At 66.6% G+C, this 23,711-nt stretch carries 25 protein-coding genes and 1 riboswitch; of the genes, 11 read left to right on the top strand and 14 right to left on the bottom strand.

Translation table 11 applies throughout. The features are described 5' to 3' along the window. Window positions 1-10: 10 nt before the first annotated feature. Genes AC1DEY_RS10910 through AC1DEY_RS10920 form a run of 3 tightly spaced genes read right to left on the bottom strand, consistent with a single transcriptional unit; the run spans window position 11 to window position 1,947 of the window. A complete protein-coding gene (locus AC1DEY_RS10910) occupies window positions 11-1,219 on the bottom strand; it encodes an O-succinylhomoserine sulfhydrylase (protein ID WP_476867951.1) in 1,209 nt (402 codons plus the stop codon). Further along, window positions 1,220-1,639, bottom strand: coding sequence for a rhodanese-like domain-containing protein (locus AC1DEY_RS10915; RefSeq protein ID WP_476867952.1), 420 nt, complete (start codon window positions 1,637-1,639; stop codon window positions 1,220-1,222). Further along, window positions 1,636-1,947: a DUF1737 domain-containing protein gene (locus tag AC1DEY_RS10920; protein ID WP_441409655.1), complete on the bottom strand. Its 312-nt coding sequence runs from the start codon at window positions 1,945-1,947 to the stop codon at window positions 1,636-1,638. The genes AC1DEY_RS10915 and AC1DEY_RS10920 overlap by 4 nt, the downstream gene beginning before the upstream one ends. A gap of 35 nt (window positions 1,948-1,982) precedes the next feature. Beyond that, window positions 1,983-2,097, bottom strand: a riboswitch (SAM riboswitch). A 363-nt stretch (window positions 2,098-2,460) separates the two neighbouring features. Between AC1DEY_RS10920 and AC1DEY_RS10925 the strand changes: the two genes are divergently transcribed. Further along, a complete protein-coding gene (locus AC1DEY_RS10925; protein ID WP_476867953.1) occupies window positions 2,461-3,417 on the top strand; it encodes an ATP-grasp domain-containing protein in 957 nt (318 codons plus the stop codon). Window positions 3,418-3,474: 57 nt separating this feature from the next. On the opposite strand, the gene AC1DEY_RS10930 is transcribed toward AC1DEY_RS10925, so the two are convergent. Both AC1DEY_RS10930 and AC1DEY_RS10935 read right to left on the bottom strand, forming a co-directional pair. Continuing rightward, window positions 3,475-3,723 carry a hypothetical protein gene (locus AC1DEY_RS10930; RefSeq protein ID WP_476867954.1) on the bottom strand — a complete coding sequence of 83 codons (249 nt, stop codon included), beginning with the start codon at window positions 3,721-3,723 and terminating at the stop codon, window positions 3,475-3,477. A gap of 370 nt (window positions 3,724-4,093) precedes the next feature. Then, window positions 4,094-5,056, bottom strand: a complete 963-nt coding sequence (locus AC1DEY_RS10935) for an aminodeoxychorismate lyase (RefSeq protein ID WP_476867955.1) — start codon at window positions 5,054-5,056, stop codon at window positions 4,094-4,096. A gap of 94 nt (window positions 5,057-5,150) precedes the next feature. Between AC1DEY_RS10935 and cls the strand changes: the two genes are divergently transcribed. From cls to AC1DEY_RS10950, 3 genes are all read left to right on the top strand, one after another. Then, window positions 5,151-6,626 (top strand): cardiolipin synthase, encoded by a 1,476-nt coding sequence (cls, locus tag AC1DEY_RS10940; RefSeq protein ID WP_476867956.1) that lies wholly within the window; start codon window positions 5,151-5,153, stop codon window positions 6,624-6,626. A gap of 153 nt (window positions 6,627-6,779) precedes the next feature. Then, the gene (mscL, locus tag AC1DEY_RS10945) at window positions 6,780-7,202 is read left to right on the top strand and encodes a large conductance mechanosensitive channel protein MscL (protein ID WP_441409533.1); all 423 of its coding nucleotides are present in this window, start codon (window positions 6,780-6,782) and stop codon (window positions 7,200-7,202) included. A gap of 197 nt (window positions 7,203-7,399) precedes the next feature. Beyond that, entirely contained in the window at window positions 7,400-7,621 is a 222-nt protein-coding gene (locus AC1DEY_RS10950; protein WP_441409534.1) for a hypothetical protein, read from the top strand. Between the two features lie 114 nt (window positions 7,622-7,735). Here the strand turns inward: AC1DEY_RS10950 and pabB are convergent, their stop codons facing one another. The 4 genes from pabB to AC1DEY_RS10970 all read right to left on the bottom strand — a co-directional run bounded on the left by pabB (window position 7,736) and on the right by AC1DEY_RS10970 (window position 11,531). Further along, window positions 7,736-9,823: an aminodeoxychorismate synthase component I gene (gene pabB, locus AC1DEY_RS10955; RefSeq protein WP_476867957.1), complete on the bottom strand. Its 2,088-nt coding sequence runs from the start codon at window positions 9,821-9,823 to the stop codon at window positions 7,736-7,738. Further along, window positions 9,820-10,380, bottom strand: a complete 561-nt coding sequence (locus tag AC1DEY_RS10960; protein WP_476867958.1) for a low molecular weight protein-tyrosine-phosphatase — start codon at window positions 10,378-10,380, stop codon at window positions 9,820-9,822. The genes pabB and AC1DEY_RS10960 overlap by 4 nt, the downstream gene beginning before the upstream one ends. Window positions 10,381-10,455: 75 nt before the next feature. Next, window positions 10,456-11,001 (bottom strand): NUDIX hydrolase, encoded by a 546-nt coding sequence (locus AC1DEY_RS10965; protein WP_476867959.1) that lies wholly within the window; start codon window positions 10,999-11,001, stop codon window positions 10,456-10,458. 50 nt (window positions 11,002-11,051) lie between these two features. Further along, the gene (locus AC1DEY_RS10970; RefSeq protein ID WP_476867960.1) at window positions 11,052-11,531 is read right to left on the bottom strand and encodes a MarR family winged helix-turn-helix transcriptional regulator; all 480 of its coding nucleotides are present in this window, start codon (window positions 11,529-11,531) and stop codon (window positions 11,052-11,054) included. A gap of 122 nt (window positions 11,532-11,653) precedes the next feature. Here AC1DEY_RS10970 and AC1DEY_RS10975 point away from each other — a divergent pair, with 122 nt between their 5' ends. The 6 genes from AC1DEY_RS10975 (at window position 11,654) to AC1DEY_RS11000 (ending at window position 18,359) form a co-directional block, all read left to right on the top strand. Beyond that, window positions 11,654-12,589, top strand: coding sequence for an SDR family NAD(P)-dependent oxidoreductase (locus AC1DEY_RS10975; RefSeq protein ID WP_476867961.1), 936 nt, complete (start codon window positions 11,654-11,656; stop codon window positions 12,587-12,589). Window position 12,590: 1 nt separating this feature from the next. Next, window positions 12,591-13,484 carry an amidohydrolase family protein gene (locus tag AC1DEY_RS10980; RefSeq protein WP_476867962.1) on the top strand — a complete coding sequence of 298 codons (894 nt, stop codon included), beginning with the start codon at window positions 12,591-12,593 and terminating at the stop codon, window positions 13,482-13,484. Between the two features lie 97 nt (window positions 13,485-13,581). Next, window positions 13,582-14,781 (top strand): acyl-CoA dehydrogenase family protein, encoded by a 1,200-nt coding sequence (locus AC1DEY_RS10985; RefSeq protein WP_476867982.1) that lies wholly within the window; start codon window positions 13,582-13,584, stop codon window positions 14,779-14,781. 63 nt (window positions 14,782-14,844) lie between these two features. Further along, the gene (locus AC1DEY_RS10990; protein ID WP_018774069.1) at window positions 14,845-15,300 is read left to right on the top strand and encodes a MaoC family dehydratase; all 456 of its coding nucleotides are present in this window, start codon (window positions 14,845-14,847) and stop codon (window positions 15,298-15,300) included. A 54-nt stretch (window positions 15,301-15,354) separates the two neighbouring features. Further along, complete coding sequence (locus AC1DEY_RS10995; protein WP_476867963.1) at window positions 15,355-16,737, top strand: MFS transporter; 1,383 nt, start codon at window positions 15,355-15,357, stop codon at window positions 16,735-16,737. A 41-nt stretch (window positions 16,738-16,778) separates the two neighbouring features. Further along, window positions 16,779-18,359, top strand: coding sequence for an acyl-CoA synthetase (locus AC1DEY_RS11000; protein ID WP_476867964.1), 1,581 nt, complete (start codon window positions 16,779-16,781; stop codon window positions 18,357-18,359). Window positions 18,360-18,436: 77 nt separating this feature from the next. On the opposite strand, the gene AC1DEY_RS11005 is transcribed toward AC1DEY_RS11000, so the two are convergent. The 4 genes from AC1DEY_RS11005 to AC1DEY_RS11020 all read right to left on the bottom strand — a co-directional run bounded on the left by AC1DEY_RS11005 (window position 18,437) and on the right by AC1DEY_RS11020 (window position 21,214). Continuing rightward, window positions 18,437-19,060 (bottom strand): LysE family transporter, encoded by a 624-nt coding sequence (locus AC1DEY_RS11005; RefSeq protein WP_476867965.1) that lies wholly within the window; start codon window positions 19,058-19,060, stop codon window positions 18,437-18,439. A 62-nt stretch (window positions 19,061-19,122) separates the two neighbouring features. After that, window positions 19,123-19,674: a dihydrofolate reductase family protein gene (locus AC1DEY_RS11010; RefSeq protein WP_476867966.1), complete on the bottom strand. Its 552-nt coding sequence runs from the start codon at window positions 19,672-19,674 to the stop codon at window positions 19,123-19,125. 138 nt (window positions 19,675-19,812) lie between these two features. Continuing rightward, window positions 19,813-20,265: a hypothetical protein gene (locus AC1DEY_RS11015; protein ID WP_476867967.1), complete on the bottom strand. Its 453-nt coding sequence runs from the start codon at window positions 20,263-20,265 to the stop codon at window positions 19,813-19,815. A gap of 133 nt (window positions 20,266-20,398) precedes the next feature. After that, on the bottom strand, window positions 20,399-21,214 hold the full coding sequence (locus AC1DEY_RS11020; RefSeq protein WP_476867968.1) for a methyltransferase domain-containing protein: 816 nt from the start codon (window positions 21,212-21,214) through the stop codon (window positions 20,399-20,401). Window positions 21,215-21,243: 29 nt separating this feature from the next. Here AC1DEY_RS11020 and AC1DEY_RS11025 point away from each other — a divergent pair, with 29 nt between their 5' ends. Continuing rightward, window positions 21,244-21,390: a hypothetical protein gene (locus AC1DEY_RS11025; protein WP_476867969.1), complete on the top strand. Its 147-nt coding sequence runs from the start codon at window positions 21,244-21,246 to the stop codon at window positions 21,388-21,390. A gap of 67 nt (window positions 21,391-21,457) precedes the next feature. Here AC1DEY_RS11025 and AC1DEY_RS11030 read toward each other — a convergent pair whose 3' ends face one another. Beyond that, on the bottom strand, window positions 21,458-23,068 hold the full coding sequence (locus AC1DEY_RS11030) for a hypothetical protein (protein ID WP_476867970.1): 1,611 nt from the start codon (window positions 23,066-23,068) through the stop codon (window positions 21,458-21,460). Window positions 23,069-23,711 lie beyond the last annotated feature (643 nt).

The raw sequence follows: 23,711 nt of genomic DNA on the forward strand, positions 1-23,711 counted from the left end.
CCGCGTTGGACTAGACCTGCTTGAGCGCCTGTCCGAGGTCCCCGATCAGGTCCTCCACGTCCTCCAGGCCCACGGATAGCCTGACCACGCCGTCGCTGAGCCCGATTGCCGCGCGGCCTTCGGGGCCCATAGCGCGGTGCGTTGTGGTGGCCGGGTGTGTGATCAGGGACTTCGCGTCGCCKAGGTTGTTGGAGATGTCGATGATCCGCAGCGCGTCCAGCAGCGCAAAGGCTGCCTCTTTCGCGGTGCGTCCCGGGGAAGGCGAGAGCTCCAGCGTGAGCACTGTGCCGCCGGCCTTCATCTGCTTCACGGCGAGCTCGTGCTGCGGGTGGGAGCGCAGCAGCGGGTACTTCACCCAACTGACCGCGGGCTGCCCCTCGAGCCATTCGGCCAGCCGCAGTGCCGAGGCCGAGGAATGGTTGACGCGCAGGGCCATGGTCTCCAGGCCCTTGGTGAGCACCCAGGCGTTGAACGCGGAGAGCGCAGGGCCGGTGTGCCGCATGAGCTGCTTGACGGGACCGTCAATGAATTCCTTGGTCCCCAGGATCGCCCCGCCGAGCACGCGTCCCTGGCCGTCGATGTGTTTGGTGCCCGAGTAGACGACCACGTCAGCGCCGAGGTCCCCGCAACGCTGCAGCAGCGGTGTGGCGAAGACGTTGTCGACCACCACCGTGGCGCCCGCCGCGTGCGCCAGCTGGCTCACGGCGGCGATGTCCACGAGTTCCTGCATGGGGTTCGACGGCGACTCGAAGAACACCGCCGTCGTCGGCTCTGACAGAGCAGCTTCCCACTGCTCCAGGTCCGGGCCGTCCACGAAGACCGTCTCGACACCCCAGCGCGGCAGGATCTCGTTGAGGATCACAAAGCACGAGCCGAACAGCGAGCGGGCGGCGACCACGCGGTCGCCGGCCGCCAACAGCGCACCGAGTGCGGTGAAGACGGCGGACATGCCGGATGCCGTCGCAAAACATGCCTCCGTTCCCTCGAGCAGCCGGAGCCGCTCCTGGAAGGTGGCGACGGACGGGTTGCCGTAGCGGGAGTAGACGAAYCGYTCGTCYTCRCCGGTRAAGGCGCGCTCKGCGGCGGCGGCRGAYTCGTAGACGAACCCCGAGTTGAGGAAGATCGGCTCGGTGGTTTCCTGGAATCCGGTGCGGTCAAGGCCGCCGCGAACAGCCTGCGTGTCGGCGGCCCAGCTGGCGGCGTCGGGGTTGAAAGTCACTTAAATCTTTCCAAGGTTGGTGGGCAGGCCGCGGTTCTTCCAGCCGTTGACGGTGCGTTCGCCAAAGCGGTCGGTCTCGCCTTCGAAGCCCTCAAGAACGTTGTACGCGGTGTAGCCGGCGGCCGTCGCGGCCGTCGCGGCGGCGATCGACCGGGCGCCGGAGCGGCACAGGAACACCAGTTCGACGCCGGTGTCCTCCGGTGCCTGCCGCCTTAGCTGCTCCACGAAGAGCGGGTTCGGGGCGCCGCCGGCGACGTTCCACTGGATGAAGAGCGGATCGTTCGGCTTTTCGCCTGCGGACGCAGTGTCCGGGATGCCGATGTGGGCCCATTCGCCCTCGGTCCGGACATCCACCAGAATGGCTSCGGCCTCCAGCTTGGCCCACGCCTCCTGCGGGCTGAGGTCTCCGGCGTAGCTCACGCGTGGCCCTCGAATGCTTCATCGGCGCCAAACTCGTCGGCGTCGAGCTCATCGACTGCATTGGCCACGGCGGCGTCCGCGCTCGCAATCGCGGCCGGCAGGACCACCGCCTGCGCCACGATCACGGTGCTGCCGTTGAAGCTGGCGGCCGGGCTTCCGTGCAGGACATAGCCCTCGGCCAGGGCTGCCGACACCCGCTCGCAGAAGGCGCGGTCATCGGCCCCTGTGAAGAGGCGGTAGGCGAGCTTTTCCTCGCCGGCGCTGGGGGCGCTGGGGGCTGCATTGGGGGCAGCGGTAGTACTGGGTATGGCAGGGGTGGACGTGTCGGGCACGACGGATCTCCTCTTCACGCTTGCAGCTCGAATGGTCGATATGCCGAGTATTCACCTGAGGCACCCCGCCGCGAAAGGGAGGGTTGCCGACCGGCCAGTCAGGGCTTGGCACCGGTTCTCATTACTCCCCAAAAACGTAACACCTACGACGCCGGCCCGCACCGCCGCCGTCGTCATGTTCCGTAACCGGACCCTGCCCACGGCGGCCGGCTCCGGCTGGTGGACCAGATGGGGCACTCCGGACCACCCGGACAAGTAGTAGCGGGCTCCAGTTTCGGGTACTGCCCACTCGTGCTGGCCGGGACCATTCGCCGTCTACTAGGAGGACAGGTCTGACGCGTCGGCCGGAGCAGCTGATTCGCCCAGTCCGTGAATCAAGCCGTCCCCCAATCGAACCGTCTTTCTACTTATAAGTTGTCAGCAAATCGTTGGCTGGAACCGCCGGAGCCGCAGTCGCGGCCCTGCCGGGGACGCCGGAATGGAGCGATCGTGGGCCCGCGAATACTGGTTACCGGGATAGCAAGCGCTGCCGGCCGGACCGTCGCGGCCCAGCTCGAAGCCCGCGGCCTCCCGTATCTGGGCTCAGACGCCCGTGCCGACACCCGCCAGGACGGGGACGTTCCCGCCACCGCGGCGGTCAGGCTCCTCCCGGCGACGGACCCGGACATGATCCTGGACCTGCGCCGGCTGGTTGACCGGGAAGCCATTAACCTCATCATTCCGACGCTCACCGTGGAGCTTCCGGTCCTGGCCGCGGCCCGTGGCGGATTCGCGCAGGACGTGCGGATCATCGTGGGTGACCCTGCGGCGGTGGCCCTCGCCAACGATCAGCTGTTCACCACCTGGGCACTGCAGGCAGCAGGCATTCCGGTGCCCCGGTTCGGGGTCCCCGGCGACCTCGCCGCCGCGCCGGCATCGCTCGCCGGCCTCAGCGGCCCCGTGGTCATCAAGCCGAGGGTCTTCAAGGGCTCCCGCGGCGTCCATGTGCTGGCGGGAACCGCCACCGTGAGCTGGCGGAACATGCCGGCCGGGCAAATTGTCCAGGAGTTCATCCCGGGCGCCGACTACGTGTGCCTGGTGTTCGGTACTCCGGCGCGCAACGCGATGGCGCCGGTGGCCGTGGTTCTCGAGAAGACGAAAACCCCGTATGGACGAGCCGGCAGCGACGAGGTCAGCCGCAGGGTGCCGGCGGGCCAGGCCGGGGACGTGCGGAAGCTGGGGCTGGCCGCCGTCCGAACCCTCGGGCTGACCGGGCCCGTGCAGGTCCAGATCCGGCGCCGCGCGGACGGCACCCCCGTGGTCCTGGGCGTGTGCGCGACCCTCGGGGAGAACAGCACCTGGGCCCCGGAAATGCTCGACGCCGTGTTGGCAACCTTCATGCTCCCGGCGTTCAATCCGGCCTCTTTCCGGCGGTGCCCGGCTGTTCCCGCGGACGCACTGGGCTGAGGCGCCCGCGCCCGCCGGCCCGGAGGCAGTGTGCGCGCCACGTCGCCGATTCTCCGGTCAGTGCGTGATGAGGTCGGAACCGTGCCGGGCCCCGTGGGTGCTCCTGCGCAGGCTGCTGCGGGCGCTCTTGAACAGCCCGATCAGCCCGACGGTCAGGGCAGTCGCCAGGAAGAGGATGAGCCGCACGGCACCGGCCAGGAGCATGAGCAGCACCAATCCGATGGTGAAGGGCAAACACAAGATGAAAATGACGATGAAGGTTGCCAGATAGCCGAATGCTAAGCCAACGAGGGTTGCCTGATCCATTGGACTGCCGTTCGTTGCGAGAGGGCGATTCCCTGAATGCTGCCGATGACTTTCTGCAGCTGTGCGGCACGTGGTCCGGGGCCACTTCCGCAGTACATACACCTCTGGGCCAGGCCGAACCCCGCGCCGAAGCGCTTTATGTGACCAGCTCAGCCGGGTTAATGACCGTCTACCAAGTGCCCTACGGACAGGACCGTGACGGCTCGCGCGCCCCAATGTACGGTTCGCGTCTAAGCCGGGTCTCCTGCAGGCGTTGCTCCTGCGCGGACTGTTCCTGGCTCACGCTCATGGATGGATCGTCCCACTTGCCCCCCTGCGCCGGACAGGGTCTTCAGGCCTTGCTGGGGCGCCCGTATCTGACCCCGCGTTGCTATTCGATCGTGGAGAACAGCTCGCTGAGTTCGGCCGTGAGCTGGCGCCGCAGTTCCGGGGTGCCGATTTCCTGGCCGTCGATGTGGTTCACCGGCGCCAGCAGCCGGATGCTGGAGATCAGCCAGACGGCGTCGGCGTCCAGCAGGTCCTTGGGCTCCAGCGGGCCGTAGCCCAGCTCCCAGCCGGCGGCCTTGGCGGCGGTGAACAGGGCACCTTGTGAGGTGCCCGGCAGGATGCCGCTGTCCAGCTGCGGGGTGATGAGCCGCCGGATCGTGCGGACGCCACCAGCGCCGTCGTCCTCGGTTTCGAGGTGGGCCAGCAGAACGGTCGACGTCGGCCCCTCCAGGACCCGGCCGTCCGCGGACGTGAAGATGACGTCGTCGGCGCCCTGCTGGTGGGCGTAGCGCAGCGCTGCCATGTTTACGGCGTAGGAGAGGGTCTTGGCGCCAAGCAGGAGCCAGGGGGCGCGCTCGCCGACTTCGCTGTCGTAGCCCCGATCCAGCAGGATGACGTCAACTCCGGTCTCGCGCTGCCGGCGGCCCGCAGCCGCGGGCGCGGAGGCCTGGACCCAGCAGGTGGGGGCCGAAGCGCCCTCCGGGCCGCGGGTGACGATCAGCTTCACCACTACCTCGTCCTTTTCACCTCCGGCAGCCACGGCGGGATCCTGCCGCCGGAACTCACCGATGGCCGTTTCCACCGCCCGCCGCCAGCGGTCCCCGGCAGGGATATCCAGCTCAAGCAGCCGGGCCGAGCTCGCCAGCCGGGTCAGGTGCGCCTGGATCTTGCGGGGCCTGCCGCCCACGGCCAGCAGCGATTCGAAAACGCCGTCGCCGCGGGTGGCGCCCAGGTCCGTGGCCATCAGTTGCGGCTTCGACGCGTCGGCAATACGGCCGCCGTCGAACGCCGGGTCGAGGAACACCAGCACGGTCGCGGGCGCGGGAACAGAGGCGGGAATGGTCATGGCTCCAGCTTAGTCTCGGTGGTCCCGGGATAGGATTTGCTCGTTGCCCGTTCCGGAACTGTTCCGCGGGCTTTGTACTTTGAGGGGTTCGCCTGTGCTGTGGCCATTTCCGCTGGCGGAAACTTTACCGTCGTGGGCGGTTGTGATCCTGACCCTGATCGACGTCGCCATCCGTGTGCTTGCCCTGGGCATCATCCCCGGAAACCGGCGGCCCACCACTGCGATGGCCTGGCTGCTGGGCATCTTCATTTGGCCCACGCTGGGCCTGATCCTGTTCCTGCTGTTCGGCAATTTCCGGCTCTCCCGCCGCCGCCGCGCCCAGCAGGATGCGGTCAACACCCGGATCCGGGCCGGAACATCGGAACTGCAGGCTGTCGAAAGCCGTTACAGCGGACCGGAATGGGTGGCATCGGCCGCCGAACTGAACAAGACGCTGGGATCCCTGCCCATGGTGGACGGCAACAGCGTGGAGCTGCTGCCCGGCTACCCCGACTCGATCAAGGCCATGGCCGAGGCGGTCCGCGGCGCCGAGTCCTTCGTCAACGCCGAGTTCTACATCATGAGCACGGACCACGTCACCGACGACCTGCTCACCGCACTGGAGGAGGCGGCGGAGCGCGGCGTCGAGGTCCGCGTCCTCTTCGACCACCTCGGCACGCTCCGGATCAAGGGCTACCGCCAGCTGAAGGCCCGGCTCAACGCCAGCAAGATCCGCTGGCGGCCCATGCTGCCGCTGCGCCCGGTGCACGGCCAGTGGCGCCGCCCGGATCTGCGCAATCACCGCAAGATCATGGTGATCGACGGCGAGATTGCCTTCACCGGATCGCAGAACCTGATCGAGCCGTCCTACAACAATCCCAAGCACCGCAAGGTGGGTCGCGAATGGGTGGAGCTCATGGCGTGCCTGCGCGGGCCCATTGTCACCACCCTGAACGTGGTCTTCGCGACCGACTGGCTCAGCGAAACCGACGAATCCCTTGAGGAGCAGCTCGAGCACGAGCCGGAGTCCCACCCCGGAAACATCACGGCCCAGGTGGTCCCCAGCGGCCCCGGCTTCATCACCGAGAACAACCTGCGGCTCTTCAACACCCTGATCTACTCGGCTCAGCATAAGGTCTCGCTCTGCAGCCCGTACTTCGTCCCGGACGACTCGCTGCTGTATGCAGTGACGACGGCGGCGCAGCGCGGCGTCGAGGTGGAGCTTTTCGTCTCGGAAAAGGGCGACCAGTTCCTTGTCCACCACGCGCAGCAGTCGTACTACCAGGCCCTGCTCGAGGCAGGCGTGCGGATCTACCTGTACAAGGCACCCTTCGTTCTGCACGCCAAGCACTTCACCATCGACAACGAGGTGGCCGTGCTCGGCTCCAGCAACATGGACATGCGTTCCTTCTCGCTGAACCTCGAGGTCTCCGTGATGCTCCTCGGCGAGGACATTGTGCAGCGGATCCGCGCCGTGGAGGACACCTACCGCAGCATCTCGCACGAACTTTTGCTGGAGGACTGGATGAAACGGCCCATGAAGGTCAAATATGTGGACAATGTGGCGCGGCTGAGCGCAACCCTGCAGTAGCCAAGGCGTTCACGTGAGTCCGGTAATCGAGATTCCGTCGGGCAACCGATTCCCGGGAAAATCCGGGGTGCAGGATTTCCCGCCATAACGGCGTCACCGGATATTTAGCTCCAGGCCATCAATGCCGCGTCAGCATGGGGTAGCTTGAGCCTTATGTTGACCGGATTCAAGAATTTCATAATGAAGGGCAACGTCGTAGACCTTGCCGTCGCCGTCGTGATTGGTGCGGCATTCGGCACCGTCGTAACGGCCCTAGTCCAGAGTGTTCTCATGCCGTTCATTGCCGCCTTGGTCGGCTCGCCCAACTTCGACAGTTTCGCCGTCGTGACCCTGAACGGAAACGACATCAAATTCGGTGTGCTGCTCACCGCGATCGTCAACTTCGTCCTGGTGGCCGCGGCCATCTACTTCGTCATTGTTGTGCCGATGAACCACATGGTGGAACGACGCAACAGGCGCCTGGGAATCAACCCGGAGGTCAAGGAAGAGGCGGCGGAAGATCCGCAGATCGCTTTGCTCACCGAAATCCGCGACTCCCTGCAGCGCGACTCCCTGCAACAGGAGCGGCGCCACTAGCCCCCGGGACGCGAAGCCCCATTCTGGCCGTTTTTTGCGGTAAATCTGATGGTGAATTTAGATGTTTTGTTGGTGGCTCTGCGATAGCGTATCTGGCAGGGCGCGGGCAGGATTCGGCGTCCGTGCATGCCCATTCCTGCATATGCGGGGGCCGTCTCGGGTGTGCTGTTGTTCCGCATCGATGAAAGGAAATCAACATGGCTGTTTCCATAGAATTGGGCAAGGCACTCGATAAGGCCTACGAGAACGCAACCCTCGATGAAGTTCTCGACGCACCGCCCTCAGCGCTTGCCGGACTCACCGAAAAGCACGACGAAATGCTCGCGAGCATGGGAATCAAGACCGTTCGCGACCTGGGCAGCAACAAACATTTCGCAACCGCCGGTGTGCTGGTGGCCCTGGCCGGCAAGGTCGGATAGTCCGTCCGCGGYAGGCGGCCTGCGCGCCGCAAAAAGGTCCCACCGGTCCGAACCGGTGGGACCTTTTCCTTGCCCGCGCCGATCCGGTCGGGCTCTACACAGCAAACGCGGCACTCAGCCTCGGGGGAACTCAGCGCCCAGCGCCGAGAGCACGCCGAAGGCCTTGGTCCGGACTTCCTCATACTCCTCCTGCGGGGAGGAGTCGGCGGTGACGGCGCCGCCGACGCCGAGACTCAGCTCCGCCGTGCCGTCGCCGCGCGCGGTGATCACCAGGGTCCGGATCGCCACGGAAAGGTCCGCGGCGCCGCTGAGGGAGAAGTAGCCGATCGCGCCGGAGTACACGCCCCGCGGCGCGGCCTCCAGCCGGTCCAGGATGGCCATGGTGCTGACCTTCGGGGCGCCGGTCATGGAACCGGCGGGGAAGCAGGCGGCGACGGCCTCGGCCCGCGGCATTCCGGGCCGCAACTGGGCATCGATGGTGCTCACCATCTGGTGCACGGTGGCGTAGCTCTCGATCGCACACAGCCGGCTGACGGACACCGAACCCGGGACGGCGAAGTGGCTGAGGTCGTTGCGCAGCAGGTCCACGATCATGATGTTTTCCGCGCGGTCCTTGGCCGAAGACTCCAGTTCCCGGCGCAGGGCAGCATCTGTGTTCTGGTCCGGATCCCGGCGGCGGGTGCCTTTGATTGGTTCGGCACGCATCCTGCCGTCCGCGGCAATCTGCAGGAAGCGCTCCGGTGATGTGCTCGCCACGGCGAGCCCGCCGAACCGCAGGTAGCTGGCGAAAGGGGCCGGGTTGCGGCGCCGCAGGTCCAGGTAGGTCTGCCACGGCTCCGTACCCTGTGAGCCTTCGGGTGAGGCCGCGGTGAGCGCCGTGGTCAGGCAGACCTCATACGTGTTGCCTTCGGCAATCTCACGCTGGGCCTCGGTGACTTTGGCCTTGTAGCCGGTTTCCGTGTCCCGGGCGGTGAAGAGAGGGGAGGCCGGCGGTGCGGCGTGGCAGCCGGTGGCGTCCGGCGCCAAGGAGTCCGGTGCGGGGGAGGCCTGCGCCCGGGACGCCGGGGCGGCCGCGGCGACGGCCGCGCGGGCGCTCTCGAGCCAGCCGTCGGCGTCGGGAGCGTCCAGGGTCAGCAGCCAGGCCGTGCACTCGGCATGGTCAAGGACCACGGCGCGGCCGGCGAAGATCAGGCACGCGTCCGGAGTGGCGGCAGCCACGTCAGTGCCGCCGGTTTCGCGCTTGAGCTCATAGCCTAGGTACCCGAGCCAGCCCAGGGCGAATTCGCACGGGTACGCCTCCGGCGCACGGAGCGCACGGCGCCCCCACGCGCCGTCCAACCAGCGGAAGAACGGGCCGTCGGTGGTCACGGTGGCCTGGCCCGTACTGATGCGGGTCTGTCCGGTACTGTGCCGGACGGCCTGGCCGAAGCGGCCGCCGTCGTCGGCCAGGATGCTGAAGCGGCTGCGCTCCGCGGCCTCCGGGGCGAGGCCTGCCGGGTCCAGCGAGGAGTCGAGCCACACGGCGTTGGGCGATCCGCCGAAGAGCGCCGCAAACAGCTGCGCGGCCTCCGGTTCGGCGTCGATCCGTTCTGCGCGCAACTGCAGGCCGCGCCGGGCGGCGAGCTCGGGCAGCAGGGCGGGGGCGACGGCGGGAAGGTACTGCAGGGCCTGCAGGACGTCGTCCGGGGCGGTGCCGTCAGCAAGGTTGAGCACGTGCACATCCGCGCGGGCCGGGACGTCGTCGCCGGCCAGCCACTCGGCTTCCTGGGCGGCCCATTGGTCCCAGTACGGTTCATAGGTGTCGCCGTCCCTGGCCAGTGCCCGGGCCCGGCGTTCGGAGTCGGAGGAATCCGCCCAGATCACGGCGTCCAGCATCGGGTGCGCCGCCGCCGCGGCRGCGCCGACGCCCTCCACGAGGACAATTTCTGCCGGTCGCGTGGTGTGGGCCTCGCCGTCGTAGTGCCGCTCCCAGTCCCAGCTGACCCATTCCGCGTTCTCCCCGCGCCGCAGGGGCGCGAGCACGGTGGTGACGTAGCGTTCGATTCCGGCCGCAAGCCCGTTCCAGCCGGGATAGATGTCCTCCAGGTGGAAGAGGGAGACCTTGTGGTGTTCCCTGAGCCGCGCCGCCAGTTCGATGGCCAGCGTGGTCTTGCCGGAGCCGGACCGCCCGTCGATTGCGATGATGACGGGTGCTGGGCTCATGAAATAGAGCGTACCCGCTGCCCTTCATTGCCGTGATGTCGCCCGTCCCGCCGTTCAAGTTGGGTGCGGACGTGCTGCACAATCCCCGGAACGGAGGCCCGGATGAGGTCCCAGGTGGCCTCGAAGTCGGCGTGGCCGCCATACCAGGGGTCCTCTATGCCCTGCTCCAGCGGGTCCTTGTCCGCCACGGCGGGGTCGAAGCTGCGGAGCATGCGGATTTTGGCCAGGGCGTCCCGGTCCGGTGCCGCCTGACGGAGCCAGCCGTAGTGGTCGACGTCGAGGGCCAGGATCAGGTCCCGGCTGGCGAACCATTCGTGGCGCCATTCGCGTGCCATGTGGCGGTCCGAAGCGATGTTCTGGGCTGTGAGTTTGCGTGCGGCCCGGGGGTCGATGGGCCGGCCGGCCTCATACGCGGTGGTGCCGGCGGAATCGATGACGACCTCGGCAAGGTGCTCGGCCCGGAATGCCTCCGCCAGCATGAGTTCGGCCATCGGAGACCGGCAGATGTTTCCGGTGCAGACCGCGATGATCCGGTACTGGCTCGACATTGAGGTCATAGCTAAGCATGAACGATCCTGGACGTCTTGGCTAGCGGACGTCCGCCAAGTGTTACAAAACCTGTCAACCGATATTTACTCATTGTCATGGCCGGTTTCGTCCTGTGCGGCCGGGCCGGGACCAAGGTGCCGGACCAGCGCGTCGAGGACCGGCAGTTGGCCCTTGACCAGCCTGGACCGGGCATCTTGCTCCGTGGTCCATTCGGCACGGTCGATCTCCGGGAAGCTGCTGACGGTGCCGGATCCCCTCGGCCACTCCATCGTGAAGGTGTTGCTCACTACCTGGTCGGGCTGGAAGTCCGATTCCGCGGTGAAGACCGTGATGACCTTGCCGGAGGGCTGCCTGAAGTCGCCAAGCCGGTGGTAGTCGCCCTCAGGTGCCGGCGTGCCGATTTCCTCCGCAAACTCGCGATGCGCGGCAACCAGCGGGTCTTCGTCGGACACGTATTCACCCTTGGGGATGGACCAGGACTGATTTTCCTTGCGGGCCCAGAAGGGTCCGCCCATGTGGGCTATCCAGACTTCCAGTTGGGGTGCGCTGCCGGATTGGGGCGGCGCGCCGCTGGGCGGGGATGCATTCCTTAGCCGGTACAGCAGGATGCCGGCGCTCCGAACGGTCATGGCTCCTCCTGACCTTAGGGTATTCCTCCGGCCCGGAACCGGCCCCGTGGTCAGGCCGCCTGCCGCCACAGTGCTTTGCGGAGCAGCCCCTTGAGCGCCGCGATCTCGGCGCCGCTGAGACCTGCCAGGGCCACGGATTCCGCCTCTCGCGCCGCGGCCTCGGCCTGCCGGAAGATGGCTTCCCCTTCCGCGGTGGCTGAGACGATCTTGGCGCGCCGGTCCTGCTTCCCGGGCGCCCGGATCACCAGCCCGCGCTTTTCGAGCTCGTCAATCAAGGCGACGATCTGGCTGGGATCCAGGCTAAGGAATTCGGCCATCTCCCGCTGGGTGGGTTCCAGCTCGCTGTTGGCCAGGGCCAGCACCGAATAGGAGCGCTCCTTAAGGCCGAATCCGGCCAAGGCGCGGTTGTTCAGGACCGAGCCGGCGGCATGGAGTTTAGCGAGCAGGAAGCCCGCGTCCTGGCTGATGGTCGCCGCCTTTAGCTTTTCTGCCGGCTCGGTGTCCAGCTGTTCGTCTGCTTCGGTCGCCATGCCCAACTCCAATAGTCCAAAAAATAAATCATTGACTTTTTCAACTATCCATATTTTCATGGATGCAGAACAGCATCCCATGCCGCAGGGCCGGATGCACGGCAGCTAGCAAAGGAGCGGCAATGAGCCTGTCAGGAAAAGTAGCGATCGTCACCGGAAGCGGCCGGGGCCTCGGCCTGGCCTACGCCCGGGAACTGGCCCGCCAGGGCGCCGCCGTGGTCGTCAACGACGTGGACGCCGGCGTCGCCGCCGAAGCGGTCCGGATCATCGAGTCCGACGGTGGCCGGGCCGCCGCCGTCGTTGCCCCGGTGGGCAGCTCCGAGGTCGCCCGGCAGCTGGTGCAGGCGGCCGTCACGGAGTTCGGCCAGCTGGACATCCTGGTCACCAACGCCGGCATCCTGCGGGACAAGTCCCTGCTGAAGATGACGGATGAGGACTTCGACCTGGTCATCAACGTCCACCTGAAGGGCACCTTCACCTGTGTCCGCGAAGCGTTTGCCTACTTCAAGGAGAACGGCATCGCCGGGCGCATCATCACCATCGGCTCCCCGACCGGCCAGCGCGGCAACTTCGGCCAGACCAACTACGCCGCCGCCAAGGCCGGAATCGTGGGCATGGTCCGCACATGGGCACTGGAAATGAAGAAGGCCGGCGTCACCGCCAACGCCGTCATCCCGGTGGCCGCCACCGCCATGACCAAGACCGTCCCCTACTTCCAGAAGGCCGTTGAAGCGGACGCGCGCGGCGAGGCCATGCCGGCCTTCTTCCGCCACGAGCTGGGCTTCGGCACCGCCGACGACGTCGCCGGGCTGGTCGCCTTCCTCGCCTCCGACGCGGCCGCCGGGATCACAGGCCAGGCGATCGGCGCCGGCGGCGACCGGCTGCAGCTCTGGACCCACCCCGAGGCAGCCGCCACCGAATACCGCGAGGGCGGCTGGGGCTACCAGGACCTGGCGGAGAACTTCGGCCGGTTGTTCGGCGACAAGCTGCAGAGCGTCGGCGAGGACTTCCTGCCCCTCCCGGAAGAACTGAAGCCCGAACCGGCGGAGGTCCGCTGACATGGTCTCCCAGCGCTATGAACTCGGCATCGACGCCGCCGCACTGGATGCTATCGACATGCACGTCCACCTCGAAGTGGACGGTCACGGCCATGGGTCCTTGCCCGCGGCCCTCACTGAAGCCTCGGCCAAGTACTTCAAGGCCGAGGACCGGACACCGTCGCTCGACCGGATCGCCGAGGTCTACCGCGAACTGAACATGGCCGCCGTCGTCTTCACCGTCGACGCCCGGACCCAGCTCAAGCACGAGCCCAACAGCATCCCCGAACTCATCGCCGGCGCCGCCCGCAACAACGACGTCTTGATCCCCTTCGGCAGCGTGGACCCGCGCACCGGCACCGAAGCCATCCAGGGCGCCAAGCACCAGGCCATTGACCTCGGCGCGCGCGGGTTCAAGTTCCATCCGAGCCTGCAGGGCTTCGACCCCTCGAGTGAGCAGTTCTACCCGCTCTGGGAAACCCTCCAGGAGCTGGGACTGCCGGCCATCTTCCACACGGGCCAGAACGGCATGGGCGCCGGTCTCCCCGGCGGGTACGGCATCAAGCTAGCCTATTCCAACCCGCTCCTGCTCGACGCCGTGGCCGCCGACTTCCCGGAACTGCAGATCATCATGGCCCATCCCTCGGTGCCGTGGCAGGACGAGGCCAACTCGATCGCCACGCACAAATCCAACGTGTTCATCGACCTCTCCGGCTGGTCCCCGAAGTACTTCCCGGAGTCCTTGGTCCGCATGGCCAACTCGGTCCTGCAGGACAAGGTCCTGTTCGGCACCGACTTCCCCCTGATCACCCCGCAGAAATGGCTGGGCGCCTTCGCGGACCTGCCGCTCAAGGCCGAGGTCCGGCCCAAGATCCTCAAGGACAACGCCGTCCGCCTGCTCGGGCTGGGTGGTTGAGGTGAGAGTTAGCGCAGCCCCGGCCGCGGGAACATCCCCCGCCACTGACACCGCCTCTGACACAGCGGACACTGCCGAGCAGGAGCGCCTCTACAGCGTGTGCGATTACTACGATGCCGAGTCGCTCCTCACGGAGGAGGAGCGGAGGGTGCTGGGCCGGCTGCGGGAGTTCCTGGACACGCAGGCCCGCCCACTCCTGGCCGACTACTGGGAGCGCGGCGAGTTCCCGGACCAGCTGGCCCAGCCGCTGATCGACCTGGACCTCATGGAACCGGCGGAACTGACCGGCGCCGCCGGTGCCGAGCGAGTTCCCGCCCGGGGAATCTACCAAGGTTTCAGGATCTTCGAACTCGCCCGCACTGATGCCTCGCTGGCCACCTTCTACACGGCCCAGGCCGGGCTGTTCCGGACCGCCATCCGGGTCGGTGCCTCCGCGGAACAGCAGGCAGAGTGGATGCCCAAGGTCATTGACTTCTCGCTCAAGGGCGTCTTCTCGCTGACCGAACCGGAGTCCGGCTCGGACATCGCCGGCGGCCTGGCGACCACAGCCCGCAAGGAAAGGGGGAGTGAGTCGGGTCCAGACGGCGACACCTGGATCCTCGACGGCGCCAAGCGCTGGATCGGCGGCGCCGCCACGGCCGACGTCCTGGCCGTCTTCGCCCGCGACGTGGCCGACGGGCAGGTCAAGGCCTTCCTCGTGGACCGCGAGGCCGCGGGCGTGACCCTGGAGAAGATCCGCGGCAAGACATCGCTGCGGATGATGCAGAACGCCAACATCACCCTCGACGGCGTCCGGGTTCCCGAGGCCAGGCGGCTACACAACGTGAACTCCTTCCGGGATGTGGCCGCGATGCTCCGGGCAATGCGCTCGGACGTCGCGTGGATCGCGACGGGCATCCAGGCCGGGGCCTTCGAAGCCGCGCTGAAGTATGTGACGGAGCGGCAGCAGTTCGGCCGCCCGCTCGCGTCCTTCCAGCTGGTCCAAGAAAAGCTCGCCCGAATGCTCGGCAATGTGACCTCGTCGCTGTCCCTCGTGGTCCGGCTGACCGAGCAGCAGGCCAAGGGCATCTACCGGGACCAGGACTCCGCCCTGGCCAAGATGCAGACGTCCCTGCTGATGCGCGAGACCGTGGCGCTGGCCCGCGAAGTGGTGGGCGGCAACGGCATCACGCTCGCGACCGACGTGGCGCGTTTCCATGCCGATGCCGAGGCCGTCTATTCCTACGAGGGAACCCACGAGATCAATGCCCTGATCGTCGGCCGCGCCCTGACCGGCGAAAGCGCCTTCACCCGCTGACTCCGCCGCCGGCGCGTCCCGCCGTCGTCCTCCAACCCATCCAAACCATCACAGGAGCCAAAGATGCCCAACCTCGTCGTCGACTTCGACAAACTGCTCACCCTCGCCGGTACCGACCTCGGTGTCACCGACTACCGCGAAATCACCCAGGAACAAATCAACAAATTCGCCGACGCCACGGGCGATGACCAGTGGATCCACGTTGACCCGGAACGCGCCAAGGACGGCCCGTTCGGCGCCCCGATCGCCCACGGCTTCCTCACCCTCTCGCTCATCATCCCGTTCTGGGGCGAGCTGTTCGACGTCGACGGCGTCACCACCAAGGTCAACTACGGCCTCGACAAGGTCCGCTTCACCTCCCCGGTCAAGGTGGGTTCACGCATCCGCATGCGGGCCACCATCGCCGAGGTCACCGAGGTCAAGGGCGGCGCCCAGATCAAGGTGGCCAACACGATCGAGATCGAAGGACAGGAGCGCCCCGCCGTCGTCGCCGAGTTCCTCGCCCGCTTCTACAAGTAAGCCGCGCCGGCCACCCATCCCTTAGCCCACACCCCTCTGCCATAAGGAACAACGATGTCCCAAATTTCGCAGTTGCAGGCCATGGACGCGGGTACGCGTCGCCGTGAAGCACGGACCGTCATTGCCTCCAGCTATCTCGGCAGCACCATCGAGTACTACGATTTCCTGCTCTATGCCACGGCCGCCGCCGTGGTCTTTCCCAAAGTGTTCTTCTCCGGCATGGACGAATGGGTGGGGGTGGTGGCCGCCTACGGGACGTTTGCCGCCGGCTACGTGGCGCGGCCCCTCGGCGGAATCATTTTCGGCCACTTCGGCGACAGGCTCGGTCGCAAGAACATGCTGATTGTCTCGATGCTGGTCATGGGCATCGCCTCCACCCTGATCGGGCTCGTACCCGGCGCCGCGGTGGCCGGAGCATGGGGTGCTGTGATGCTCGTGGTCCTCCGCGTCTGCCAGGGCATTGCCGTCGGTGGGGAGTGGGGCGGCGCCGCCCTCATGGCGCTTGAGCACTCGGAATCGGGCAAGCGCGGTTTCGCGGCCTCGTTCGTCAACGCCGGCGCCCCCACCGGCGCGGTGCTGGGCACTCTGGTCATGGGCGCCTTCGCGGCCCTGCCCAACGAGCAATTCCTGGCCTGGGGCTGGCGCGTGCCGTTCCTGCTGTCCTTCGTCCTGCTGGTCGTCGGCATGTTTGTCCGGCTCAAGGTCTCCGAAAGCCCGATCTTCAAGGCGGCGCTGGAACAGGAGAAGGCCGAACAGGAGAAAGCCGAGCAGGACAACGTCCGGCGGCAGGCAGCGCCAGGCGGCGCGCCGGTGCGCCGCGAGATTCCCCTCCTGCAGGTCTTGCGCAGGCCCAAGACCCTCATCTTCACCATGCTGGCCGGCGCAGCGGGGTTTGCGCTCCAAGTGGTGCTGGCAACGTTCTCCGTGACCTATGCCGTGTCCAAGGGCGCTGACAGGCAGGGCGTGCTCTACGCCTTCGCGGCAGCCTCCTTCGTGTCCATCGCCTTCGTGATCATGGGCGGCCGACTCTCCGACAAGTGGGGACGGCGGCCCGTGATGATCGGCGGCCTGGTGCTCTTCATCCTTTACCTCACGCCGATGTTCCAGCTTCTGTCCTCCAACAACATCGGGCTGATCTTTGTGGCTTTCGCTGTCGGCCTCATGATCCACTCCACCCTGTTCGGCCCGCTCGCGGCTTTTGTGTCCGAGCAGTTCGGCACCACCTCGCGCTACACCGGCGCCTCGCTGGGCTACCAGCTCGCCACGCTCCTCGGCGCGGGCTTCACCCCGGGCATCGTGGCGCAGATCTTCAAGGACTCCGGACAGAACACCGCCGCCGTTGTCTGGTACCTGGCCATCATGTCCGTCGTGTCGATCGTCTTCATCCTGCTGACGCGCGAGCCCAAGAACAACGATCTGCAGACTGTCGGGTCCTGACCGGCCCACAGGCGCTACCGTCTAACTAGAAAGGATTTGCCGTGGAGAATTTTGGCATCGGCTCGTGGCTGCAACGGCGCCGCCCGAAGTCGGGCACCAAGACCGCCGTCATCGCCGGGGCCCGGGAGCTCAGCTACGTCCAGCTCGCGGAACGTTCCACCCGGCTCGCTAACGCTTTCCGGGACCGCGGCGTGGCCAAGGGCGACAGGGTGGCCTACCTGGGCGAAAACCATCCCTCCTTCCTGGAGACCCTCTTCGCCGCAGGCCTGGCCGGCGCCGTCTTTGTCCCGCTGAACACCCGGCTCGCGCCGCCGGAGATCCAGTTCCAGCTCCGGGACAGCGGCGCGGTCCTGCTGGTCCACTCGGCGGCGCTCGACGGGCTCGCGGAAAGCGGCTCAGCGGGGACCTCGGTCGGTCGGCGGATCGTCGTCGAGGAGTCAACGGGGCCCGAGCCAACGGTGCTCGACGGCGGCGTTGGGGCCGGCCGAACCGCCGTGGAGGCGTTTGAGGCGGTGATCGCCTCCAGTGCGGCGCTGCCGCCGGATGAGCCTGTGGGCCTGGACGACGCCGCCATGATCCTCTACACCTCCGGCACCACCGGAAACCCCAAAGGGGCGCTCCTGACCCACGGCAACATCACGTGGAACTGCGTCAACGTGCTGGTCGACTTCGACTTTTCCTCTGCCGATGTTGCCCTCATGATCTCCCCGATGTTCCACGTCGCCTCCCTCGACATGGGCGTCCTGCCCACACTCCTGAAGGGCGGCACCGTAGTCCTGGAAGCCAAATTTGATCCCCGTCGGACGCTGGAGCTGATCGAGCGGCACCGCGCAACGACCATCAGCGGGGTGCCCACCACCTACCAGATGCTGTGCGAGCATCCCGACTGGGACGCCACTGACCTCAGTTCGCTGAACAAGCTGACGTGCGGCGGGTCCGCCGTGCCCATGCGGGTCCTGGAAGCCTACGAACGGCGGGGGTTGCGCTTCTCCAACGGCTACGGCATGACCGAGACGGCCCCGGGCGCCACCACCTTGCCGGCCGCCAGGTCCCGGGACAAAGCAGGATCCTCGGGGCTGCCGCATTTCTTCACTGATGTCAGGGTGGCCGACCCCATGGACCCGGAGGCCGGTCCCGCCGCGCCCGGAACCGTGGGGGAGATCCAGATCAAGGGCCCGAATGTCATCCCCCAGTACTGGAACCGGCCCGAGGCCTCCGCGGAGTCCTACACCGCTGACGGCTGGTTCAAGTCCGGTGACATGGGCTACAAGGACTCTGACGGTTTCGTGTTCATCTCCGACCGACTCAAGGACATGATCATCTCCGGCGGGGAGAACATCTACCCGGCCGAGGTGGAGCAGGCGATCGCCGAGCTCGACGCCGTCGGCAGTGTCGCGGTGATCGGCGTACCGGACGAGAAGTGGGGCGAGGTGCCGCGGGCCGTGGTGCTGCTGCGGGAAGGTGTCAGGCTCACGGAAGAGCAGCTGCGCTCCCACCTGGAAGGCAGGCTCGCGCGGTACAAGATCCCCAAATCCGTGGTCTTCGTGGACGAGATGCCCCGGACAGCCAGCGGCAAGATCCGGAAAGCGGACCTAAGGAAGCTCACGCCCGGCCACGTCTGACCGGAGCCGGGACGCTGCCGGACCCGGACTGTGAGCCGGTCCCTGCTCCGGTCCGGGGGGCCGACCGGCCGCCGCGCTTAGTGGATTGAGGCCAGCAGGACGCCGACGCCGACGAAGAGCCCGCCGAACGTCCGGTTCAGGGCCTTCTGCCCGGCGGCGTCGCGCGTGAAGCGCTGGAACGAGCGGGCCGCTGCCGCGAAGAAGAACCACATGACCAGGATGTCGATCACGATCACGGTGGCGGACAGGACCGCGTACTGCGGGAGCAGCGGCTGCTCCGGCCGAATGAACTGGGGCACGAAGGCCAGGAAAAAGACTACGGCCTTGGGATTGAGCAGATTGACCCAGAGTCCGCGGCGGAACATGGACAGGGCCGGCTCGTTGCGCAGGGCGGCGGCCTTCTCCTGGTCCAGGTCCGGTTTGCTCAGGAACTGCCGGATGCCCAGGTACACCAGATAGGCGGCCCCTGCGTAGCGGATCACGTTAAAAGCTACCGGCGAGCTTGCCACCAGCACCCCGACGCCCAGGGCCACGATCAGGATGTGCACCACCAGGGCGGCCTGCTGGCCCAGGATGCCCCACAGGGAACGTCGGAATCCCGAGTTCAGGGAGTTGCTCATGGTGTTGATGGCGCCCGCGCCGGGAGTGAAGCTGATCAGGACGCCGGCGCCGGCCAGGGCCAGCCAAAGGGAGGGTTGCACGAACCAAGTTTACTGTCAGGGCGGCGGCCAACCTGGCGGGACGCCGGAACAGCTGACGGGAGTCAGCTGCCGCGGAGGCCGTAGCTGAGAATCATGTTGCCCTTGCTGGTCTGCTGGGAGGACTGCAGCTCCAGCCGCGTCTGGGGATCGCCGTCGTTGAAGAGCCGCCGGCCACTGCCGGCAATGACCGGGTGGACAATCAGCATCAGCGAGTCGAGCAGGCCCGCGAACAGCAGTTGGCGGACCAGCGAGATGCTGCTGAAGACGCCGATTTCGCCGCCGTCGCCGTTCTTCAGGTCCGCSACGAAGTCTTCCAGCGGCCCCTCGATCAGGGTCGAATTCTGCCACTCGAGGGTTCCGGCCAGCGTCCGGGACGCCACGAACTTGGGCAGCGGGTTGATGAACCCGCCGAAGTCAGCGTCGGCATCGGCGTTGGGCCAGTATTCCGCCCACTGCTGGTATCCGACGCGGCCCAGGAGCCCGGTGTCGATCCGGCCCATCATCTCGCCCATCCCGGCGCCCAGCTCGTCGTCGAAGCTGTCGAACTGCCACAGGAACGGATCTTCAACTACGCCGTCCACGGAGCAGAACAGGCCGGCCGTCACTTTGCGCATGGGGTTCTCCTTACTCAAGGGTGTCCTGCGTGCACCCTATCGGGAGATCGGGAGGCAGGGAATGCCTGATGAAAATTCGGGAGCGACCCTGGTTCGCGGGCCTTGGGCGCGCCGGGCATGCCCAAGGCCCGCTCGGGGTTAGCCGTTGGAGGTGTAGCCGTCCGCGGCCGCGTCGCCCGGGCCGCCGCGACCGCCGCCCGATCCGCCCTGGCCGTCCTGGGTTCCGGTCACCGTGAAGTTCGCATCCAGCAGGACGGTGGCGCGCGTTCCGTCCGCCTTGGTGATGTGGGCTTCGTAGGTGGCGCCGTCGGCGTCGGTCTCCATCCGTTCGATCGTCGCATCCGGCTGGGCGGCCTTCACCGCCGCCTCGACCTTTGTGGCGGTGTCGCCGGTGAGGATCTCCTCGGTCTTCCCGTTGGCTTGGTGCGGGCCGCGCTGGCCGCCCATGACGTAGCCGTCGGTGGACTGGGTCGAGGATGAAGTGCCGCTGGAATCGGCAGCCATCGCGGGGATGGCCGTCGCGCCGATGGCGCCGCCGCCGATCACCGCGGCGAGCATGATGCCCGCCGTAGCCTTGTTGATCTTTGCCATTGTGAAACTCCTTTGCTGGGGCCCGGATTGGGCCGGCCGAAGGTTCGGCCTGGAACCAGCCTCTGACGCGGAGTTATGGCTGCACTTTCGGGCGGCTGTGCCGGCGCTGTGACCGCGGCCCAGGCGGAGGGCCTCACGCCCGGGCGATGACCTCGCCGTTGGGAATCAGGAACCAGCCGTCTTCGGTCGAGCCCCACCGGTGCCAGCCGGCGGAGATCCGGGCCAGGTCCGCCTCGTTGGCAAAGCCGTACTCGAGCGCCTGGTCGGCGAAGGATGAATGCACCACCCGCTCGCCCCACACCCGCGCCTGCCACCGCCGCTGCTGTCCGGTGGCGTAGAGCCAGTTGCTGCTGGACGGCGCCACGTCCGTGAACCCGGCTGCCTGCGCCCAGGACACCAGCCGGCGTCCGGCATCCGGCTCGGCACCGTTGCGGCGGGCGATCCGCTGGTACAGCTCCATCCAGTCGTCGAGCTCGGGGATGGCCGGGTACCAGCTCATGCCGTGGAAATCGGCGTCGCGCACCGCCACGATCCCGCCGGCCCTGGACACGCGCCGCATCTCCCGGAGGGCTGCGACGGGATCCGTGAGGTGCTGGAGGACCTGATGGGCGTGGACGACGTCGAACGACTCGTCCGGAAAGTCGAGGTCATAGACGATTCCGGTGGCGAAGTCGACGTTGTCCACGCCGCGCTCGGCGGCGAGGGCCGTTGCCTGGGCGATGATGTCGGGGGAGCGGTCCAGGCCCGTGACCCTGCCCGGCGCCACCATCTCTGCGAAATCGCACGTGATGCTGCCGGGTCCGCAGCCGACGTCGAGGACGGACGCCCCGGGCTTGAGATGGGGGATCACGAACGCTGCCGAGTTCTCCGCCGTGCGGGAGGCATGGGCACGGACCACCGACTCGTGGTGGCCGTGCGTGTACACATCGTCAGGCTGCTGCGCACTCATAATGGAACGCTACCCTCCCGGGATGAGAAATGGGCGGACCCGCCGAACTGCTCAGCACCTGGGACCTCACGGTGACCGGTCCCTTTCGGGATCCGGTCACCGTGGACGATCCGCCGCCGGCTGCCGCTGTGGTCAAGACGAAGGAGCCGCAAATCGTGTTGGCTACTTCGCCTTAGTCTGCGCCTGTGGGTATCAGGGAGGAACTGACCGTTCATATAGGCCGGACGGATCGATCTTCGACAGTCAAACGACTACTGCTGTGGCGGCGGAGGTCTTCGCGGTGGTGGTGTAGCCGGTCTTGGTTCCGGTGACGGTGACGGTGAGGGTCTTGCCAGCTTGGGCCGCGGCTACTTTGTAGGTCGCGGCGGTCGCGCCGACGATGGCGACGCCGTTGGCCTTCCACTGATACGACAGGGCCACCGGTGACGGTCCCCAGGTGCCCGGTACGGCGGTCAGGGTCGAGCCGACCTTAGCCGTGCCGGTGATGGTCGGCAGCGGCGCCGTCAGGGAGCCTTTCGCGACTACTGCTGTGGCGGCGGAGGTCTTCGCGGTTGTGGTGTAGCCGGTCTTGGTTCCGGTGACGGTGATGGTGATGGTCTTGCCGGTATCGGCCGCGGCGACCTTGTAGGTCGCGGCGGTCGCGCCGGTGATGGCGACGCCGCCGGCTTTCCACTGATATGCCAGGGTGACGGGTGACGGTCCCCAGGTGCCCGGGACCGCGGTCAGGGTCGATCCAACTTTCGCGGTGCCTGAGATGGTCGGTACCGGAGCGGCCAGGGTACCTGGGGTGACCGCTGTCGTGGCGGCGGAGGTCCTTGTCGCGCTGGGGTACCCCGCCTTGCTGCCGGTTACTTTCAGGGTGATGGTCTTGCCAAGGTCGGCGGCAACCAGCGTGTAGGTTTTGCCCGTTGCCCCGGTAATGGCGGTTCCGGAGCGGAACCACTGGTATCCGAGCACGTCCGGCGTGGGCGACCAGGTTCCCGTCACAGCCGTCAGGGTCCGACCCACCTGGGGAGTCCCGGAGATGCCTGGCACAGGAGTTGCGGCCCAAATCCAGCCAATGTTGAGGGTGTAGGTCTTGCCCCAGCTTGCTGCGCCGTCATAGCCGTAGATCCGGATGTAGGCGCGGCCTGCGGGGAGGTTGATTTGTTGGCCGGCCAGCCAGCTGCCGTCAGCATGAGAGCCATCCAGGTCGAAGCTGTAGAGGTTGGTGCCATTGGCACCATAAATGTTGACCCTGTAGGTGAATCCCGCTCCAAGCCCGACGGGAAACTTGAAATTCAGGCCGACCCGGCCCGCCTTGGGCAGATCGACAGCGTAGTAGTCGTAATCCTCCGAGCCTGCACTCAACGCCGAACCCGAAACCGTGGACCCCAGCGGCACCACCGTCGCCGTCGCGGTGCTGTCATTGGGCTCGAGCTCCACGGTCCCCGCGCTCAGCGTGGTGTTCAGGGTGTAAGTCTTGCCCCAGCTTGCTGCGCCGTCATAGCCGTAGATCCGGATGTAAGCCCGTCCTGCGGGCAGAAACGTGCCCTGGCCGGCCAGCCAGCTGCCGTCAGCATGAGAGCCATCCAGGTCGAAGCTGTAGAGGTTGGTGCCATTGGCACCATAAATGTTGACCCTGTAGGTGAATCCCGCTCCAAGCCCGACGGGAAACTTGAAATTCAGGCCGACCCGGCCCGCCTTGGGCAGATCGACAGCGTAGTAGTCGTAATCCTCCGAGCCTGCACTCAACGCCGAACCCGAAACCGTGGACCCCAGCGGCACCACCGTCGCCGTCGCCATGGTGCCGTTGGGCTCAGCCTCCGCCGTCGCAGCCAGGGAGGGCGCAGCGGTTAGAAGTGATAGAAGCACCGCAAAGAGTGCTATGAGTGCTGTGCGTGCCGGACTGAAAATCCAACGTATGGCGCCGACCCTATTTGATGCCAATTAGTCCCCCTGAATTGTTTGTTCGCTCTGGTGCAGTCGACAAAGTACGTGAAAAATGTTGGCCCAAGATAATGAAAGCCCCCGAAGTGTCAAGCAGAATTGTTCTAACTGACCGGCCTCGTCGAGTCGAAACGGAATTTGTCAAGGCGCTTGAGGCACGGCTTGTTGGCTAGGTGTGTGCGGGGACCTAGCTCTTCTGGGGTCGGGCATCGCTATTCTTGGGGAGAAATGACGTCGTGGCATGCCGTTGGATGCGCTGCTTGCCACGACGCAACGGTAGGTTTTTAACCTGTACCTTTTCTTGGATTTCCCGTCGAGACCCGAGTGCTTTCTCGCACGATGGAGCGCCTGCGCAGAGAATGGCGTGGCGGCAACTCCGCCCTCCGCGAATTGGATAGCATCGATTTCAATCATCGACATCACTTCCAATTCAGCATCCTGCGAGTCTTCTCGCCCAGTGCACCCGCAGCTCAGGTGGATGCTGCCGAAGCCCACTTCAAGAAGGCTCTGCCCACTCGATCTCACCCTTGCGTCGGATGAGCTCCTGGCACTGGGGGTAGGGCGGCGC

It is taken from the genome of Arthrobacter sp. 05T47, assembly GCF_056395825.1.

What these genes read in the sequence shown, in the direction of transcription:
- AC1DEY_RS11015 (WP_476867967.1), bottom strand. Translation starts at nt 20,265, where the DNA reads ATGGCAAAGATCAACAAGGCTACGGCGGGCATCATGCTCGCCGCGGTG.
- mscL (WP_441409533.1), top strand. Translation starts at nt 6,780, where the DNA reads ATGTTGACCGGATTCAAGAATTTCATAATGAAGGGCAACGTCGTAGAC.
- AC1DEY_RS10995 (WP_476867963.1), top strand. Translation starts at nt 15,355, where the DNA reads ATGTCCCAAATTTCGCAGTTGCAGGCCATGGACGCGGGTACGCGTCGC.
- AC1DEY_RS10990 (WP_018774069.1), top strand. Translation starts at nt 14,845, where the DNA reads ATGCCCAACCTCGTCGTCGACTTCGACAAACTGCTCACCCTCGCCGGT.
- AC1DEY_RS10930 (WP_476867954.1), bottom strand. Translation starts at nt 3,723, where the DNA reads ATGGATCAGGCAACCCTCGTTGGCTTAGCATTCGGCTATCTGGCAACC.
- AC1DEY_RS10980 (WP_476867962.1), top strand. Translation starts at nt 12,591, where the DNA reads ATGGTCTCCCAGCGCTATGAACTCGGCATCGACGCCGCCGCACTGGAT.
- AC1DEY_RS10965 (WP_476867959.1), bottom strand. Translation starts at nt 11,001, where the DNA reads ATGACCGTTCGGAGCGCCGGCATCCTGCTGTACCGGCTAAGGAATGCA.
- AC1DEY_RS11020 (WP_476867968.1), bottom strand. Translation starts at nt 21,214, where the DNA reads ATGAGTGCGCAGCAGCCTGACGATGTGTACACGCACGGCCACCACGAG.
- AC1DEY_RS10975 (WP_476867961.1), top strand. Translation starts at nt 11,654, where the DNA reads ATGAGCCTGTCAGGAAAAGTAGCGATCGTCACCGGAAGCGGCCGGGGC.
- AC1DEY_RS10935 (WP_476867955.1), bottom strand. Translation starts at nt 5,056, where the DNA reads ATGACCATTCCCGCCTCTGTTCCCGCGCCCGCGACCGTGCTGGTGTTC.
- AC1DEY_RS11025 (WP_476867969.1), top strand. Translation starts at nt 21,244, where the DNA reads ATGGGCGGACCCGCCGAACTGCTCAGCACCTGGGACCTCACGGTGACC.
- AC1DEY_RS10970 (WP_476867960.1), bottom strand. Translation starts at nt 11,531, where the DNA reads ATGGCGACCGAAGCAGACGAACAGCTGGACACCGAGCCGGCAGAAAAG.
- AC1DEY_RS10950 (WP_441409534.1), top strand. Translation starts at nt 7,400, where the DNA reads ATGGCTGTTTCCATAGAATTGGGCAAGGCACTCGATAAGGCCTACGAG.
- AC1DEY_RS10960 (WP_476867958.1), bottom strand. Translation starts at nt 10,380, where the DNA reads ATGACCTCAATGTCGAGCCAGTACCGGATCATCGCGGTCTGCACCGGA.